Annotated in this window: 13 protein-coding genes and 1 pseudogene; 10 read left to right on the top strand and 4 right to left on the bottom strand. The window is 44.2% G+C overall.

The genetic code is table 11. The features are described from left to right. Positions 1-73 precede the first annotated feature (73 nt). From L0J61_RS02580 to L0J61_RS02620, 9 genes and pseudogenes are all read left to right on the top strand, one after another. A pseudogene (locus L0J61_RS02580) lies at positions 74-822 on the top strand (IS5 family transposase). 87 nt (positions 823-909) lie between these two features. Continuing rightward, positions 910-2,958 (top strand): FAD-dependent oxidoreductase, encoded by a 2,049-nt coding sequence (locus tag L0J61_RS02585; RefSeq protein WP_301464756.1) that lies wholly within the window; start codon positions 910-912, stop codon positions 2,956-2,958. 7 nt (positions 2,959-2,965) lie between these two features. Next, positions 2,966-4,264, top strand: coding sequence for an ABC transporter substrate-binding protein (locus L0J61_RS02590; RefSeq protein WP_301464757.1), 1,299 nt, complete (start codon positions 2,966-2,968; stop codon positions 4,262-4,264). Then, on the top strand, positions 4,261-6,042 hold the full coding sequence (locus L0J61_RS02595; protein WP_301464758.1) for an ABC transporter permease: 1,782 nt from the start codon (positions 4,261-4,263) through the stop codon (positions 6,040-6,042). The genes L0J61_RS02590 and L0J61_RS02595 overlap by 4 nt, the downstream gene beginning before the upstream one ends. A 111-nt stretch (positions 6,043-6,153) precedes the next feature. Next, positions 6,154-6,783, top strand: coding sequence for an ATP-binding cassette domain-containing protein (locus tag L0J61_RS02600; protein ID WP_301464759.1), 630 nt, complete (start codon positions 6,154-6,156; stop codon positions 6,781-6,783). Positions 6,784-6,823: 40 nt separating this feature from the next. After that, positions 6,824-7,465, top strand: a complete 642-nt coding sequence (locus L0J61_RS02605; RefSeq protein WP_301464760.1) for a CDP-alcohol phosphatidyltransferase family protein — start codon at positions 6,824-6,826, stop codon at positions 7,463-7,465. A 110-nt stretch (positions 7,466-7,575) separates the two neighbouring features. After that, positions 7,576-8,397, top strand: a complete 822-nt coding sequence (locus tag L0J61_RS02610) for a sterol desaturase family protein (RefSeq protein WP_301464761.1) — start codon at positions 7,576-7,578, stop codon at positions 8,395-8,397. Between the two features lie 368 nt (positions 8,398-8,765). Continuing rightward, entirely contained in the window at positions 8,766-9,320 is a 555-nt protein-coding gene (locus L0J61_RS02615) for a carboxymuconolactone decarboxylase family protein (protein ID WP_301464762.1), read from the top strand. A gap of 55 nt (positions 9,321-9,375) precedes the next feature. Continuing rightward, positions 9,376-10,029 (top strand): DsbA family protein, encoded by a 654-nt coding sequence (locus L0J61_RS02620; protein WP_301464763.1) that lies wholly within the window; start codon positions 9,376-9,378, stop codon positions 10,027-10,029. Positions 10,030-10,248: 219 nt separating this feature from the next. Here L0J61_RS02620 and L0J61_RS02625 read toward each other — a convergent pair whose 3' ends face one another. Beyond that, the gene (locus L0J61_RS02625) at positions 10,249-11,835 is read right to left on the bottom strand and encodes an ATP-binding protein (RefSeq protein WP_301464764.1); all 1,587 of its coding nucleotides are present in this window, start codon (positions 11,833-11,835) and stop codon (positions 10,249-10,251) included. Positions 11,836-11,849: 14 nt separating this feature from the next. Continuing rightward, entirely contained in the window at positions 11,850-12,533 is a 684-nt protein-coding gene (locus L0J61_RS02630) for a response regulator transcription factor (protein WP_301464765.1), read from the bottom strand. A 276-nt stretch (positions 12,534-12,809) separates the two neighbouring features. On the opposite strand from L0J61_RS02630, the gene L0J61_RS02635 reads away from it, so the two are divergent. Continuing rightward, positions 12,810-13,358, top strand: a complete 549-nt coding sequence (locus tag L0J61_RS02635; protein ID WP_301464766.1) for a Spy/CpxP family protein refolding chaperone — start codon at positions 12,810-12,812, stop codon at positions 13,356-13,358. 131 nt (positions 13,359-13,489) lie between these two features. Here L0J61_RS02635 and L0J61_RS02640 read toward each other — a convergent pair whose 3' ends face one another. Both L0J61_RS02640 and L0J61_RS02645 read right to left on the bottom strand, forming a co-directional pair. Then, on the bottom strand, positions 13,490-15,073 hold the full coding sequence (locus L0J61_RS02640; RefSeq protein WP_301464767.1) for a hypothetical protein: 1,584 nt from the start codon (positions 15,071-15,073) through the stop codon (positions 13,490-13,492). A gap of 53 nt (positions 15,074-15,126) precedes the next feature. Beyond that, a partial coding sequence (locus L0J61_RS02645; protein WP_301464768.1) for a hypothetical protein occupies positions 15,127-17,265 on the bottom strand: 2,139 nt, incomplete at its 5' end.

Raw genomic sequence — 17,265 nt, forward strand, 5'->3', positions numbered from 1 at the left:
TGTCATCAATTAGCAGAGATATTTTAAAATAAGCTATACTAATTCTATATATAGCAAACTGAGCTCAACTATTATGACAAGACGACATGCCCTACGTGATGACCAATGGGAGAGAATTAAAGACATTCTACCTGGTAAACCAAGTGACGTTGGTGTTACTGCAAAGGATAACCGCTTGTTCGTAGAAGCGGTTCTGTACCGTTACAAGACCGGCATACCTTGGCGTGACCTACCTGAACGCTTTGGCGACTTCAGAGTGATTCATACTCGTTTTAGTCGCTGGTCAAAAAAAGGCGTATGGGAGCAGGTTTTTAATCAACTCTCTGAACAATCCGATGACGAATATGCCATGCTAGATGCCACGATTGTTAAAGCCCACCAGCACAGTGCTGGAAAAAAAGGGATCAAGCCATTGGACGCAGCAAAGGTGGACTGACCACTAAAATACATACTCGTACAGATGCATTAGGCAATCCTACTGGCTTTTATCTGACGGGTGGCGCAGCTCATGACCTGTGTGGCTCAGATGAACTGCTTGATGTCAGTATTAGCCAAACTTGGCTTGCCGATAGAGCTTACGATGCTGATGCCCGTGTTATTGAACCGATTAAAGCAGTACAAGGCCATGCAGTCATACCTTCAAAGTGTCATCGGCTGCAGCCAAGAGACTTGGACGAAGAGCTCTATAAAGCAAGGCATCTAATTGAAAACTTCTTTGCCAAGATCAAACAGTACCGTGCGATTGCCACTCGTTATGATAAGTTAGCCAGTCATTTCCTTAGTGCCATTCATCTGGTCTCTTGCGTGGTTTGGCTTAATTGATGACACGCCCTAATAGCAATATTAGCGATAGGTTTTTTTTACTTCGACCTAAATGAATTACTAACGCTTGATGGCCTAAAAGGCTCAATGGCACAATTTGATGCCTATAAAGAACAATCGCCGTTGCTCATTATCGGCGGATTCTTTTTACTATACGTCGTCGTCACTGCCCTATCACTACCCGGTGCTGCTATATTAACGTTGGCATCTGGTGCTTTGTTTGGTTTGGTTCAGGGCTTGATCATTGCCTCATTTGCTTCTAGCATTGGTGCAACATTGGCCTTTTTAGCCTCACGTTATTTACTACGTGACACCATTAAACAGCGCTTTCCTGAACGCCTCGCCGCTATCGATTCTGGCGTTGAAAAAGAAGGTGGCTTTTACTTATTCACATTGCGTTTGGTCCCTGTATTCCCATTCTTTTTAATCAACTTGCTCATGGGTGTGACCGCCATTAAGTCATGGACCTACTATTGGGTCAGCCAAGTAGGTATGCTGGCGGGAACTTTCGTATTTGTTAATGCCGGTACGCAATTGGCACAGATTGACAGCTTGTCAGGTATTTTGTCATTCAATTTGATCGTTTCATTTGCGCTATTAGGTTTCTTCCCATTAATTGCTAAAGGAATCTTAAACGTGTTTAAAAAACGTCGTGTCTATAAAAACTACTCAAAGCCTAAACAGTTCGACCGTAACATGATTGTTATTGGTGCGGGTGCGGGTGGCTTGGTCACAAGTTACATTGCCGCTGCTGTTAAAGCGAAAGTAACGTTAATCGAATCTGGCGAAATGGGTGGTGACTGCCTAAATTATGGTTGTGTGCCAAGTAAAGCCGTGATTAAAAGTGCCAAAATCGCAGAGCAAATTCGCCATGGTGAAGACTATGGTCTAGAAAACGCCACACCGCAGTTTTCGTTCAAAAAAGTAATGGCTCGTGTACACAAAGTGATTGCTGATATTGCACCGCATGACAGTGTTGAGCGTTATACTGATTTGGGTGTCGATGTGGTAAAAGGCTATGCCAAGCTCACCGATCCATGGACGGTAGAAATTGCGTTGAATGATGGTGGCACACAAACATTAACTGCTCGTACCATCGTTATTGCGACTGGTGCACGCCCATTTGTACCACCATTACCTGGTATAGAAGAAACGGGTTATGTCACCAGCGACACATTATGGGATAAATTCTCAGAGCTAGACGAAGCGCCTAAAAAACTGGTCGTACTGGGCGGTGGCCCGATCGGTAGTGAATTGGCGCAGAGCTTTTCTCGTTTGGGTTCGAACGTGACGCAAATCGAAATGGCAGAGCGCATCATGATCAAAGAAGATCTTGAAGTATCTACCTTTGCGCATCAAGCACTTGTCGAGAGCGGCGTGAATATTTTAACCTCACATCAGGCACTGCGCTGTGAAGCTCGTGATGGTAAAAAATACATCGTCGTTAAACACAATGATAGTGAAATCGATATCGAATATGATGAGCTATTGTGTGCCGTTGGTCGAAGCGCGCGCCTGACTGGTTATGGTCTTGAAGACCTGGGTATCGAGACTGACCGTACTATCGTCACCAACGAATACTTAGAAACGCTATACCCTAATATCTTTGCTGCAGGTGATATTGTTGGTCCCTATCAGTTTACCCACGTCGCCGCTCATCAGGGTTGGTATGCCGCCGTGAATGGTTTGTTTGGTAATCTTAAGAAGTTTAAAGTAGACTATCGCGTGATTCCTTGGACCACTTTTATTGACCCAGAAGTTGCCCGCGTAGGCTTAAACGAGCAAGAAGCTATAGACAAAGGTATTGATTACGAGATCACTCGCTTTGAGTTTGAAGAGCTAGATCGTGCCATTACCGATAGTGCAGCTAAAGGCTTTATTAAAGTCATTACGCCAAAAGGCAAAGATAAAATACTTGGGGTAACCATCGTTTCTGAACATGCTGGTGATTTACTGGCTGAGTTTGTATTAGCGATGAAACATGGTCTTGGACTAAACAAAATACTCGGTACTATCCATAGCTACCCCACTTGGGCAGAGGGCAACAAGTATGTGGCTGGTGAATGGAAGCGTGATCATGCACCGCAGCGCGTACTAAGCTGGCTAGAAAAATATCATACTTGGCGTCGAGGTTAGCCCATCAATGTATGCTCTCAAATCCTTGCCAGTACTAAAAAACGTCGTGCGTTATAGCTCATATGCTATGGCGCTAAGCGTTTGTATCGGTATCTCCGCAAGTACTGCCTCCTCTACTACCGATGACAATAATGGCAAAGAGTCGGCTTGGCAACAAGTAGAAGCGCAAGGTGCCAATCAAGACGTCTATTTTTATGCATGGGGTGGCGACCCTCAAATAAATGCCTATCTACAATGGGCCGCCAAGCAAGTAGATGATCAATACAACATCAACTTGGTTCATGTAAAATTGAGTGATACCAGCGAAGCGGTCAGCCGAGTACTGGCAGAAAAATCAGCCAATAATGATGACCAAGGTAGTGTGGATCTGATTTGGATTAATGGTGCAAACTTTGCCACCATGAGTGAGAATTCACTCTTACTCGAACAGTGGGCAAACAAACTGCCTAACTTTGCACTCACAGATCCAGACAACAACCCTGCGGTCAACTTCGATTTTGGCGTGCCAACCAATGGTATGGAAGCGCCATGGGGACAAGCATCACTGACTTTTTATTATGACAATCTATCTGTCAACACCCCTCCCACCACTTTGAACGAGCTCACGAATTGGACAAAACAAAACCCCGGTCGTTTTAGCTACCCCAAACCACCTGATTTTCTAGGCATGAGCTTTTTGAAATATGCATTGGTTATGCTGCACGAGCAACACGATGCCGATACTGGTGGGGATATCAGTGCTCAGCTTAATACGCCTGTCACTGCGCAAAATGAAGCCATGGTTCTAAATCCGCTATGGGATTTTTTAGATGAATTCCATCCCACGCTTTGGCGCGAAGGTGAGCAGTTTGTACAAACAGGAGCGCAAATGCGTCGTCTGGTCGATGATACGGAACTGAGTCTCGCCTTTACTTTCTCGGCGCCAGAAGTTCCTGCAGCCGTACAACGTTATGACTTACCCCAAAGCATCCGAAGCTATGCAATGAGTGATGGCAGCTTGAGCAACACCCACTTTGTGGCAATTCCTTACAATGCCAGTCATCCAAAAGCGGCGCAGCTAGTCGCCAACTTTTTGATGAGTCCAGAAGCACAAGCTAAAAAGCAAACAGCTTCTATTTGGGGGGACAAAACCGTACTCGTTCAGTCCACCTTGACCCCTGAGCAGCAAGATTTATTTAAAACCAATAAACCTCATCCTAGCGCGCTACCCTTTGATAGCATTGAGCGCACAGTGAGCGAACCACATCCGAGTTGGGTTGAAGCTATTATGGAAGGCTGGCAAGCACGTTATGGGGTGCGTCCATGAATAAAGACTTGAATGACAAAACGGCTCACGGTGATGTCAATAATTGTACGGCTACAACCACACCGTATAAAAAAGATCTATTTACACAGATTGCTGTCTTTAGCCCAAAGCTATTGTTGATGATACTGATATTACCTGTACTCGGTGGATTGATTAGCGTATTGTTGCCTGCGTTTAACTGGGTGCCTGCCCTCGAACAGACGACCATCGGTCTACAGGGTTTTAGAGACCTTTGGCAGACGCCTGGTCTCACCCAAATGGCAGCGCTTAGTATTGCAACTGGACTCATCAGCACTCTGCTTGCCTTTGTCATGACATTAATGATATTAGCAGCGTTTTTCAATAGTGTTTGGCTGACGCGTATCGAGCATCTATTAAGTCCTATCTTGGTCATTCCTCATGCCGCAGCAGCCATTGCTGTGGGGTTTCTCATTGCACCTTCTGGTATGTTTTCAAGATTAATCTCACCATGGTTAAGCGGTTGGGCTTTAGCACCAGAGGGGATATTTCCTCATGACCCATACGGTATCAGCATAATTTTGGGATTGACATTAAAAGAATTGCCCTTTTTGCTGTTAATTGCCCTAGGTGCATTGGCACAACCAGATCTCGGCAAAAAGCTACGTCAACAATATAAAGTTGCCATCAATCTAGGCTACTATCCCGTTACTGCTTTTTTTAAAACTGTGCTTCCTCTACTTTATCCGTTGCTACGTTTACCTATTTTGGCGGTACTCGCCTATGCCAGTGCTAGCGTAGAGATGCCACTTATCCTAGGGCCAAACACACCGCCGACGCTTGCCGTTACCATCATGCAATGGTTCAATGATGTCGATTTAAACATGCGTATAAAAGCCTCGGCAGGTGCACTATTACAGCTGGCATTGACCAGTGGTTTAATCGCTTTATGGCTTGGTGGTGAAAAGATTGTAAAAATGCTGTTTTGTGGCTCCCTTGCCAATGGTAAGCGCAATTATGCAGATGCGCTATGGCAAAAACTCACTGCGGTGTTGACCGTAATCGTAATCAGCTTTATGTTTATGTCGCTTATTGGTCTTGCCATGTGGTCAGTGGCGGGGTTTTGGCGATTCCCAGCTATTGTGCCAGAGCAATTTGTACTGCTACACTTTCAGAGTGCCTTTATGCAAATGGGCACGCCGCTTTTTAATACCATTACTATCGGATTGGTGAGCACCTTATTTGCTATTGTGCTTACCTTATTATGTTTGGAGGCCGAACAATTAACTGCCAAGCGGCTTTCAAACTTTACTAGCTTAATTATTTATTTGCCGTTATTAGTACCTAGCATCGCCTTTCTATTTGGCCTAGTATGGCTGCAGCAACTGGCCAACAACCAAGCGGCATTTTTCAATGTGGCCTTTACGCATTTATTATTCGTGCTGCCCTATGTGTTTTTGTCACTTTCTAGCAGCTATCGACGTTTAGACCCACGTTTTGCCCGTGTTGCGGCTAGCTTAGGCGCAACGCCCATAAAAGTATTTTTACAAGTCAAAGTACCACAACTGTTTGCGCCCATCTTAATTGCTGTGGCACTGGGTTTGGCGATTAGCTTCGGGCAATACTTACCGACGCTATTGGCAGGTGGTGGACGTATTGCCACGATTACGACAGAAGCAGTGACGCTCGCAAACGGAGCCAGTAGACGCACCAGCGCGGTCTATGCCATTATTCAAATGGCACTACCTCTGGTTGGTTTTATACTGGCAAGCCTACTCCCTAAGTACTTTTTTAGAAGTGGTAAAAACAGCAGTCATTAGGTCGTGTTTAACGTTCATAAATAAGAACCATCAGTGCCATGGTTGAATACTCAACACGCCTTAATGCGCTAAAACAAAGCCGGCAATGATAATATAAATGAAGGGTTTTTGATGTCAACATCTTTGCAAATAAAAAACTTAGAGCTATATCGAGAAGACACACGCCTACTAGGTATCGATGAGCAAATTTTTGGCGGAGACATACTCACCGTGATGGGCCCATCTGGTAGTGGTAAGTCGAGCTTTTTGAACTGGCTAACAGGTACGTTGCCCAATGGTTTTCATGCCACAGGTGAAGCTTGGTTAAACGATGAAAACGTATGCCGCTTGCCACCACATTTGCGCCATATTGGGGTGCTGTATCAGGACCCTTTACTGTTCTCACATTTATCCGTTGCTAGCAATATTGCCTTTGCTATGCCCAAAGGTAATAAGAAACAGCGGTTAGAAAAAATCGAACAGGCACTAGAGCAGGTTGGCTTAGCCGGTATGGGTAGTCGACATCCCGACAACCTATCAGGTGGACAACAAGCACGAATTGCCCTACTCCGAACGTTGATGAGTGAGCCAAAAGCCATATTGCTCGATGAACCATTTAGTAAGTTAGACACACAGCTTCGAGTCGATACACGTCAGTTGGTGTTTGAGCAAATCCGTACGTTCAAACTCCCTGCCATTATGGTGACGCATGACCATAGCGATGCCGAGGCAGCAGGCGGCAAAGTCATTCATTTAACTTAAATTTTTTAGACATCAACGCGACTTACAAAAGGTCATTCACATGCTCGACAAGTTTATCACACCCATCATTAAACCGATGCTGAACACTGTCGTTGCCGTACTGCACAAGCGCGGTGTCACAGCAGATCAACTCACGATGATGGGGTTTTTAGTTGGCATGTTGGCGTTGCCATTAATCGCATTTGAGTTTTGGTACGGGGCGCTTGCCGCCATTGCAGTGAATCGTATTTTTGATGGCCTGGATGGTGCGCTGGCTCGTCATGCCAACCAAAGCTCAAGTGCTGGTGGCTATTTAGATATTACTTTAGATTTTTTATTTTATGCAGCCGTTCCTCTTGGTTTTATTTTGGCCAATCCTGAACAAAATGCCATCGCAGGGGCATTACTGCTAGCGGCGTTTATTGGCACAGGCTCTAGCTTTCTGGCCTTTGCTATCGCCGCCGAAAAGTTCCAGTTAGACAAACCACAATTTAAATATAAAAGCTTTTATTACTTGAATGGTTTGACTGAAGGTACCGAAACCATTGCCCTGTTTGTCGCCTTATGTCTTTGGCCACAGCACTTCGTACTACTTGCCAGCATCTTTGCCGCTGCCTGTGCAGTTACGATTTTGACACGCATCTATGGTGGTTACCGCACACTAAAAGCACTAGAAAGTGATGGCAATCCTCCTGTAAAATAATCTGTCAGCCTTTAATCTATCAGGTATATTAAACCCTTAATCCCTAAGCTAACAGACAATCTAAGAGATGAGCGATGACAAATGAAGTTTGGTGGCGCCTTGGTGTTTTCATGAGCATTTTAATGATTATGATGCTCATTGAGTGGCGCATGCCTGCACGTAAGGCCCCCATTAAAAGTAGCAAGCGTTGGTTTGCCAACTTCGGCTTGGTGTTTGCATCATCAGTTATTGCCCGTCTGTTGGTACCGGTGGGTCTAACAGCAGTCGCTCTCTATAATGCGCAGCACGGTATCGGTCTATTTAATACGATCAATTTACCGAGTATCGTAGTTATCGTGCTCAGCCTGCTGTTGCTAGATATCGTTATTTATTGGCAGCATCGACTGTTTCATCGTGTTCCAATTCTGTGGCGTTTGCATAGAGTGCATCACGCTGATGCCCATGTAGATACTAGTACTGGGCTTAGGTTTCATCCTATTGAAATCGTTTTAAGCATCCTCGTAAAACTCATTGCCGTCAGTCTGTTGGGCGTGCCTGCCATTGCCGTGCTGATTTTCGAGATTACCCTAAATGGATTGGCAATGTTTAATCATGCCAATATACGCCTGCCACCCGCTATCGAAAAACCGGTGCGTTTGGTATTGATGACCCAGATTTTACATCGTATTCACCATAGCCAACGTCCCAGTGAGACCAATTCGAACTATGGCTTTAGTGTTATTTGGTGGGATTGGATTTTTGGCAGCTACAAAGGTGAAGCCGTCAAAGCTGATAACGAGCTAAAAATTGGGCTAAAAGAATACCCTGCCACCAAACAAAACGCGTCGTTGTGGGGGCTATTATTGATGCCTTTTAAAACGCCAATCACCTCCAAGCCAAGTACTTCCAAGCCAAGCACTTCAAAATCAGTCACTCAAAATCAATCCCACTAGAGCAGTTTCCCTAAGCCTTTCACTCAAGAACCGATGAACAACGCATGTAACACACCATATCTCAACCTGTTTCTTAGATAGATTTAAGTACTTATCGACGGCAGGCGCTGCATGCCGCGTTGTTTAAGTCACCCTCGTAGTATCTACCTTTTCTCAATGTAAACCATACTTACAAAAAACTTGAGCGTTCGTTCAATTTTAATTTGAACGAACGCTCAATTTGTTTTATAGTGACTCCAGTTTCAAGCAATTCACAAGCACACCGTTACTCAGAATAAAACCTCACTCAAACATATAAGCGGTTTTGGGTTGCTGATTCAGACTCAATATCACCACCATAGATCAATGACGAACAAAAGGAGAAGCACATGACTGACTTCACTCTACACGATAAACAAAGCGCACCAGAAGCAAGCCAAGCATTATTAGACAACTCTATCAATGCCTTTGGTATGATTCCAAATCTACATGCAGTGATGGCTGAAGCGCCTGGCTTACTCGAAGGTTACCAACAGCTACATCAACTGTTTTTAGACAGCAGTTTTGATGATGAAGAGACTACTGTTGTGTGGCAAACCATCAACGTAGAACATGAGTGTCACTACTGTGTACCAGCACACACTGGTATCGCAAAGAACATGAAAGTCGATGATTCGATTACTGAAGCATTACGTAACGAGACACCACTGCCAACAGATAAATTGGAAACATTACGTAATTTCACTCTCTCGGTAGTCCGTGATCGCGGTAATGTGGATGACAATGCCGTGCAAACGTTCTTAGATGCAGGATTTACCAAACGTCAAGTATTAGAAGTCATACTTGCTGCTGCACAAAAAGTAATGAGCAACTACACCAACCATTTGGCCAACACCCCAATAGATAAGCCTTTCCAAAAGTTTGAATGGCGTAAAGCTGACTAGAGCGTGTTTGGTTGTCAACAAATAGGCACTAGAATATAATAAAAAAGGAGCTGTAATGAGTGATTCAACAAAGCCATTACGAATAGATATCGTGTCAGATGTGGTCTGCCCTTGGTGCGCTATTGGCTATAGTCAACTAGCCGAGGCATTGAAACAAACCAACACTCCGCACGAAATTCACTGGCATCCATTTGAGTTAAACCCTAATACGCCGCACGAAGGACGAAACTATCGTGAGCATATCATGGAGAAGTACGGTACCACTGCTAAGGACATTCAAGAGAACCGAGCTAGAATGGCAGCAGTAGGTTCAGAAGCTGGATTTCATTTTCAGTTTACCGATGACTTTCGTACTTACAATACTTTTAATACGCATCAGCTGCTACATTGGGCCAATCAACAAGGACGTATGCGTGACCTAAAGCAAGCATTGTTTGTCGCACACTTCGTCGATAATAAAAATATATCAGATCATAATGTGCTTGCCGATGTTGCGGCAGAGGTTGGATTGGATCGTGACGAAGCGTTAGCGGTCTTAGCAGACCAGCGGTTTGCTGCAGCAGTAGAAAAAGAAAAACAACACTGGCAGCAACAAGGCATTCAAAGTGTGCCTTCTATGGTTTTCAATGAGCGTCATCTAATCAGCGGTGCTCAAGGTATTGAGAACTATAAGAGCATTTTGCAGCAGTTGGCTGATATTACTGACTAAATCAATGTTTGATTGATTGATAAATCATCAGGGGCTACTTGAAGCGCACACTTCAAGTAGCCTTTTTGTATTTATATTCATTAATGCTCTCACAAGGTCGATCCAAAGACTGATCAAAGTATCCTAAACTAAAATACCGCTGCCTAAAACACCACTACATATGACTGTCTCATGCAAGTGGTCAAAGTGATAAAACAAAGTCTTAGACCCTGTTTATCATTATTCACAAGTAGGCAGTGTTATCTGCACCACCAACCCTTGCACACCATCTTGCCGATTGTAGGCATTGATATGCCCTTTATGTGACATGACTACTGCATGAACGATTGCCAACCCTAAACCATAACCTCCCGTTTCACGATGGCGTGCAGAATCAAGACGCACGAACGGCTGAAAGATACGATCTAAATCATCAACAGCCACCCCGCCGCCTACATCTGTAACACTCACCTGAATAGCTGGAGCCTTATTCTCCATTTCAACTTGCTTGATATTAGCAATCACAGTTGAATCTGCTGCCGTGTGCATAAAGGCATTACGAATGACGTTTTCCAAGGCACTGTGCAACTGCTCCTGATTGCCAAGCACCGTCCAATCCGTAGCTGATGCTGTATCCGACAGAGCAGACTCAGGCTGCTGCCATTGCCAACATACATTTTTATGTTGAAACTCAAAGCAAACGTCTTGCCCAATATCACTGATAATCTCAGCAACATCAACCAACTCGTCTTCTAAATTATCAATGGTATATTGCTGCATTTGTAGCGACTGTATATGGATGATTTGTTCAATCAACTCATTCATTCGAGCAGATTCTTTGTCAATACGATCCAGATAACGGTCAGCATTAGGCGCAAAATCTCTGGTGAGCTCAGTCGCAACCTCCAAACGCGCCAAGGGCGAACGCAGCTCATGCGATATATCACTAAGCATCTGCTTGCGAGCCAGCTCGCTTTCAGCCAATCGTGATGACAATTTGGCCACATCTTTGGCTAACAAACCCAGCTCATCTCCACCCATTTTAGTTAGACTGGTATGAGCTTGATAGTCCCCGTCGATCATGCGGTATACCGTATGCTGCATCCGTCGCATACGCTTAGTTAGCGTGCGACTCAGCCAAATACAGACTAAGATGCTAAAGACAATGATAATTGTCAAACGTACGGGGAAGTTCCCACGTTGCAGCGCGACCACATCGGCAAAACGCAAGTTTGGACGAACTTGCACGATGAATGTCTGCTCATCTGGTAAGACAACACTCACATCTGTCATTTCAGAGTGAATGTCAGTATCCGCGACCATGGTGCCACGTGACAGCACGGATCGCCAAGAGTCATGTGATTCATCTATTTGATTACGTTCTGTAGCGCCTGTACTGTCTCTACTAAGTTGAGAGTCAGTTAGTTTGGGTATTAAAGGCGGTATAGGTGTGTCTAGTAGTGCTTTCCGATTATCTACCTGTGGGTTTGAACCCCAATCCTCTCTGTCTCGATATCGCGGAAATATGATTGTGCCTTGCTCATCATAAACTCTGATTTGGTTCATGAGTCGTCGATCTTCATGATACATTTGCTTGACCGCATCTAAGTCACCGCGGTGTAACGCCTGAACCATCTCTTCACGTTTATTCAATAAACTGTCGATTTGTATATTCATACGTTCGGTCAGTGCTTTTTCGACCAGCGCACGCTCCACCACGATTGATAGCACAGAGGTCAATAAAATCGTCAATATCAAGCTTAGAAACAATCGCCAAAACAGCGTAAGTCTGATCGTAAAAGTTGGTACTTTCTTTGGAGTATTCATCGATGAATCCGTCATTACAACACCAACTGATAGCCTCTACCACGGACCGCCTTGATTGGCTCATCATGGAAAGGTTGAAGTTTTTTGCGCAAGCGTGAGACATGTACATCAAGGCTACGATCGAACGGTTGCAGTTCTCGTTGTAATACATGCTCTGACAACCACTCTTTACTGACCACGTCGCCTTTTTGCTTCAGCAATGCGACCAATAAATCAAACTCTGTTCCCGTCACTTGTAGCTCTGTACCATCTATCTGGCAGATCCGCTGATTTTGATCGAGTTGCAAGCGGCTTTCCGGCAATGTCAGGTGTTCTGATGCAGACATACTGGTACGCTTAATTACCGCGTTGATGCGAGCCAGCAACTCACGCGGATTACAAGGCTTGGTAATATAATCGTCTGCACCCAGCTCAAGACCGATGATACGGTCAATCTCCTCACCCTTTGCCGTGAGCATAATCACAGGGATATCACTGATACTGGGCAATTGACGTAACACACTTAGCCCGTCAGTCTTTGGCATCATAATATCCAGCACCAGCAAGTCATACGGCGTGTGGCTTGCTGAATCTTTCAGTTTCGACATAACGGCCTGACCATCGTGTACGCAGTCGCATTGAATGCCATGATTATGCAGATATTCTTGTAATAACTGGGTCAACTCTTCGTCATCATCACCTAACAGTATATTGGGCACATCAGTCTCCTTTAACTTCAAATATCTTATACGCTGTATTATCAGGCAAGCGATTATCCGATTACCACAAACGTTACCTTTCTTAATACTTCGTTAATGTTCGCAACCCTGAACTGTCGTAAGATAGCATCTATCAACAGCTAGCACTGCTGTTAAAAGTATAAACGGGCAAGATAAACTTTGAATATCATGCAAATCAGGTTGCTTAAATAAAGTTACTTAAAATCAGTTATATAAGCCAAGCTAATTAAACTAAACCCAATAAAGGATAGCATCATGAAAAAATTATTATTAAGCTCAGTATTGGCCGCTTCTAGTGTACTCGCCGTCACTGGTTGTACCAGTGTCAACGCCACCACCGATACCACACACACAGTGACTGATAAGCAAATGCATCAAAAAGGTGACATGAAAAGAGACGGTATGAAAAAAGGCGGCATGAAAGGTCCAATGTCAAAGCTAGACTTGACAGCCACGCAAAAAGCCCAGATCAAAGCCATCATGCAAGAAAAACGTGGCGACCATCATGGCGATCGCGAACAAATGAAAGCGGAACACGATCAGATGCGTCAACAGCTACAAGCGCTAACCAATGCAGAGACCTTAAACATGGCAGCGGTGAACCGTCTAGCGGATCAGCAAGCGGCTAAGGTAAAACAACGCTTTGTCGAGCGCATGCAAACCCAACACGAAATCGCTCAAGTATTAACAGCAGATCAACGCGCTGAACTTGCAGAATTACAGTCTGAAAGAGCCGCTAAAGGCAAGCAAAACTCAAGACAACACAAAGAACACGGCAAACCTCGCCAGCATCAAGGTATGTAATTGCTGTTTTTGATCAAACTCAGTTTCGATCAAATTCAATATAAACAAAAAAAAGCGCACCGTTCACTAAACGGTGCGCTTTTTTATTACGGTAGACTAGGCTTTTATTTAGTCCACTGCGCTGATTAATTTTAATCAATAGCACCAAATTGTTCTGGCGTTACTGGCAACATATTAAACAGCATTTTGCCCATCGATGTGCCATTGCCATCACGGTAGTGTTGTAAGAGCTCTTCACCATATTCTCGTACATCTACGCTATTATCAGGGTTCGGTACTTGCAAGTCACTAGGTAAATTAGGAAAAGCTACCTCTTGCCCACTAATATCAGCATACTGCTGCAAGGCATCCATTACCATGCCTTTATTTTTGTCCGTTTCGCTTGGGAATTCGCTGCGTAGATGTTGCCATTGTAGCTGGTCGCGTGCATCAAACCCGTATAGCGTTTGCACTTCCGTCGCAGACTGCTCTTCTTCATCAACGCCAGCATCACGGTCTACGCCATGCTTTAGTATTGCCAGTGCTTGCTGTACTAGCGCTTTACTCGTGAAATTATCGGACTGAGTAGCATCTACCTCATCATCCATGCTGCTCTCTACCAACTCTGGATATTGCTGAGCGATACGCTCATAGAAGATACCCATATAATCTTGATAGGAACGCTTATAATCGGCCGTACTCTCAACACGGCGGATGATTTGTTCACTCTCTAACATGTTAGGCAACTGATGTGCCGGCAGCTTGGGAGTAAGCGATGCCAATGTGTCAGGCGCTACGTAATCAAACTGACTGACAGGAGCCGCAGCAAATACCTCATCCATAGCAGCAAAATGAATTTTTATTACCTCTTTGCCAAAACCCTCAGGTAACGTGCCATCATCTAGGGCTATTTTTAACCACTTATTCTGCCATTTGGTACCCAAAGTTTCATCTAACAACTCTGAATTGGCAAGCGCAAAGTTATCTGCCCAGAGATAAATGTCGCCTTTAAAAAAATCGACGTAAACAGGCTGATTGATACTGCTTCGATGATTGCGTGCTTGGTACTGAGCACTCGCAAGCATGGTTGCCTTACCGGCCAATGGCTGATAGATACCTTGTGCGTTTAGAGACAGTGGCTTTAGCAGATAAGCATCTAACAACTTAGCTTCTTTGATATCTAATAGCGTGGTTCTTTCATCATAATTATCAAATAACGTTTGATATTCTTCGGGTACGACGACATCGCTATCGTAACGACTTTCATTCCAAGCATCGAAAGCCTTTTCACACGCCTGATAATCCTGCTCAATTACTGTACGTTCAGCATCAAACTCGGTTTCCATTACGTCTTTATACTCTTTCTCAGCTTGCATGATCAACGCAATATACGCCTGATCGTGAGTGTCATCGCAGTAACTATATACATAACCCGAATCAATAGTTCCTGTGCCAGAGTTATCAATATCTTCATTGACGGTTTGCTGATCGTTGTTGATTTCGATATTACTATGATAACTGAATGACTGCAGGCGCTGTTTGTCTAATGCTGTTGCCAGTGCTGATTTGGCAGCTGCTGACGTTTGCTGTTCGCTCACGACATTTGACTGGCTAAAACCTGTCGACTGACAGCCAGTTAATAGCACTGCTCCAGTCAAAAATGCACTGACAAGCAGGGTGTTACCTTTAGTCGAAGTTTGCAGTCGGTTGACGATGTTTTGGTGTACTGGTTTCATTTTTTATCCTTAATAAATATGGGCTTTAACATGACAAGATAAAGTACGTAGCTCTATCGATTATCAGTACCAGCTTCTTCAACATCATCGTTGTCGTTGTAGTTATCGTTGTAGTCGTCGCTGTCTTCGTCATAACCGCTATGATCAGCATTATATTCCATCGCATCGCTGACTTCAGCAGAGTCCTCATAATCATTATTGTAATAATCGTCACTATAACCATAACGTGCATAGCGTGCTTGTTGTCGTCTCTCACCTTCTAGACGTTGCTCTGCAATCCAAGCATTACCATCGATGGCAGGTTTGGCGTTTTCACCAAAACTCTCAGCCAGCAAAGGAGTCAATGCATGGTCGTTAAAGCTGCCTTGGTCATAGCGCACTTGGTTTATCACGCTGGTTGTATCACCCATCAGATCACCGCCCATATTGAGACGCTGCTGTTTGGCAAGTAAATGGTCTGAGTTGTCTAGGTAATAGTAGTTCGTCTGATTAAATGAGATGGGGCCAATCGCTTCAACCAATTGTAACAGTGAGCCCACGTCTGCACTTTGATAACCTTTGTTGTACAACTGTACTTTCTCTAAGGCGACCTTCAGTTTATGGTTATCAGGATATTTTTCTGGGTTGGCATCGACGTAATCTTCTAATGACTGACTCATGTACTTTAGAACCTTGCCAATCATCTCGCCACTTTGTTGACTACCAAAATAAACCTTGACTGCACGCTTGGCACCAACTTCCTTAGCAAAGGCATCATTACTGATATCTACCGCACTAAAATACTCAGGTGCAAGCTCAGCCATACTGTTTTCGATGGCATCTATCGCCGCATCATATAGGACGGATGGTGGTAATTGTTCGGTGATGCTGTCAGGCAAACCAAAATCAACTGTATGTGATGTCATCTCGCTCGGTAACGGTGCATTTCCAGGAAATGCGAGTGCTACTAAAGGTAGGACTGCTGAAGGGTCGACTGTAACGTTACTGTTATTAAAATCAAACGCTAGCGGTATCTGTACAGATGAGGTGATCGTGGGGGATACATAATCATAGCCATAGACGCTTTGCAACTGTCTTTGACCAGGCTTGTAATGGCTGACACTATTAAACGTTAGGTTTTTATATTGGTAAGCATTGGCTGCTGCTATTTGTTCAGGAGTACGATGGAACATACCCAGCATTTGGCCAATAACACCCGTCGATGAGGTTGGCAAGCCTCTTGTCGTCTTATTCTCTGGGTTCTGTTTTGCCATTTGCATGGCTTCATATTGTTCTGTCACAGTGTTGAAGTCTAAATGTCGCAGTTTTGCCATAACACCTTGAGGCTCACTGTACATTGCATCATAATCTTCTTCAGTATAGCCATACTCATCGTAGCCATGCTTGTCATAACCATCTTCATCATAGCCGTACTCATCATAACCGGCTTCGTCATAGCCATACCAATCGTATCCCTCTCGGTCGTAACCGTACTGATTATAACCATCTTCATCGTACTCATAGACAATCGCCGCTATTTCGGCCTCAGCGTCTGCTTCGGCTACATAATTATATTCATCATATTCTTCATAATCTGAGTCGTACTCTGATTCATCAGCATCAGACGTTTCTTTTGTATAAAGATACGTGTCAATAATTGTTCTAAGTAGACTGGTAGAGCCTGCATCGATACTATCCGGATCGATGAAAGGTGCCGTGTGATAATTGGCATGAGCGACCGCTACATGCTCTGTTGCTAAATGCTGGCGGATCGCTGTTAACAGGCGCGACTTGGCCTGATTTTCTGTATTGGGATATTTGTCTTGATCAAATAATTGCTCATAGTGTTCTGAATCAGCCTGTAAATTGGCATTGAATGCACGGCCTTGTGCTTGACTTTGCGAACTGTCGGCGATATTAAAATCGATTAGCGCCCCTGACGGAGAAGCATTCGATGATACTGCTGTGGTCGACTGACAACCTGCAAGTACCAGAGAAGTACTTCCAAGCAGTAGCGCATAACTTGCCATAGTCGTTAATTTGCGTGACTGTTGCTTATCTTTACTGTTGTACAGATAAGCTGATTCATTCAGCAGTGACTCATTTCCATCTTGCCGCTCAGGGTTGTTATTATAGTTTGATGACATAAAAATCCCTTCATTCTCATTTACAGATGATAGTAAGCTCGCATTATTACCTATAATTATAACATA

The sequence above is a fragment of the Psychrobacter sp. genome (genome assembly GCF_030457785.1).
Lineage (GTDB): Bacteria > Pseudomonadota > Gammaproteobacteria > Pseudomonadales > Moraxellaceae > Psychrobacter.

Coding starts and splice junctions, on each gene's coding strand:
- L0J61_RS02640 (WP_301464767.1), bottom strand. CDS start 15,073: ATGAAACCAGTACACCAAAACATCGTCAACCGACTGCAAACTTCGACT.
- L0J61_RS02600 (WP_301464759.1), top strand. CDS start 6,154: ATGTCAACATCTTTGCAAATAAAAAACTTAGAGCTATATCGAGAAGAC.
- L0J61_RS02590 (WP_301464757.1), top strand. CDS start 2,966: ATGTATGCTCTCAAATCCTTGCCAGTACTAAAAAACGTCGTGCGTTAT.
- L0J61_RS02610 (WP_301464761.1), top strand. CDS start 7,576: ATGAGCATTTTAATGATTATGATGCTCATTGAGTGGCGCATGCCTGCA.
- L0J61_RS02595 (WP_301464758.1), top strand. CDS start 4,261: ATGAATAAAGACTTGAATGACAAAACGGCTCACGGTGATGTCAATAAT.
- L0J61_RS02615 (WP_301464762.1), top strand. CDS start 8,766: ATGACTGACTTCACTCTACACGATAAACAAAGCGCACCAGAAGCAAGC.
- L0J61_RS02625 (WP_301464764.1), bottom strand. CDS start 11,835: ATGAATACTCCAAAGAAAGTACCAACTTTTACGATCAGACTTACGCTG.
- L0J61_RS02605 (WP_301464760.1), top strand. CDS start 6,824: ATGCTCGACAAGTTTATCACACCCATCATTAAACCGATGCTGAACACT.
- L0J61_RS02635 (WP_301464766.1), top strand. CDS start 12,810: ATGAAAAAATTATTATTAAGCTCAGTATTGGCCGCTTCTAGTGTACTC.
- L0J61_RS02585 (WP_301464756.1), top strand. CDS start 910: ATGGCACAATTTGATGCCTATAAAGAACAATCGCCGTTGCTCATTATC.
- L0J61_RS02620 (WP_301464763.1), top strand. CDS start 9,376: ATGAGTGATTCAACAAAGCCATTACGAATAGATATCGTGTCAGATGTG.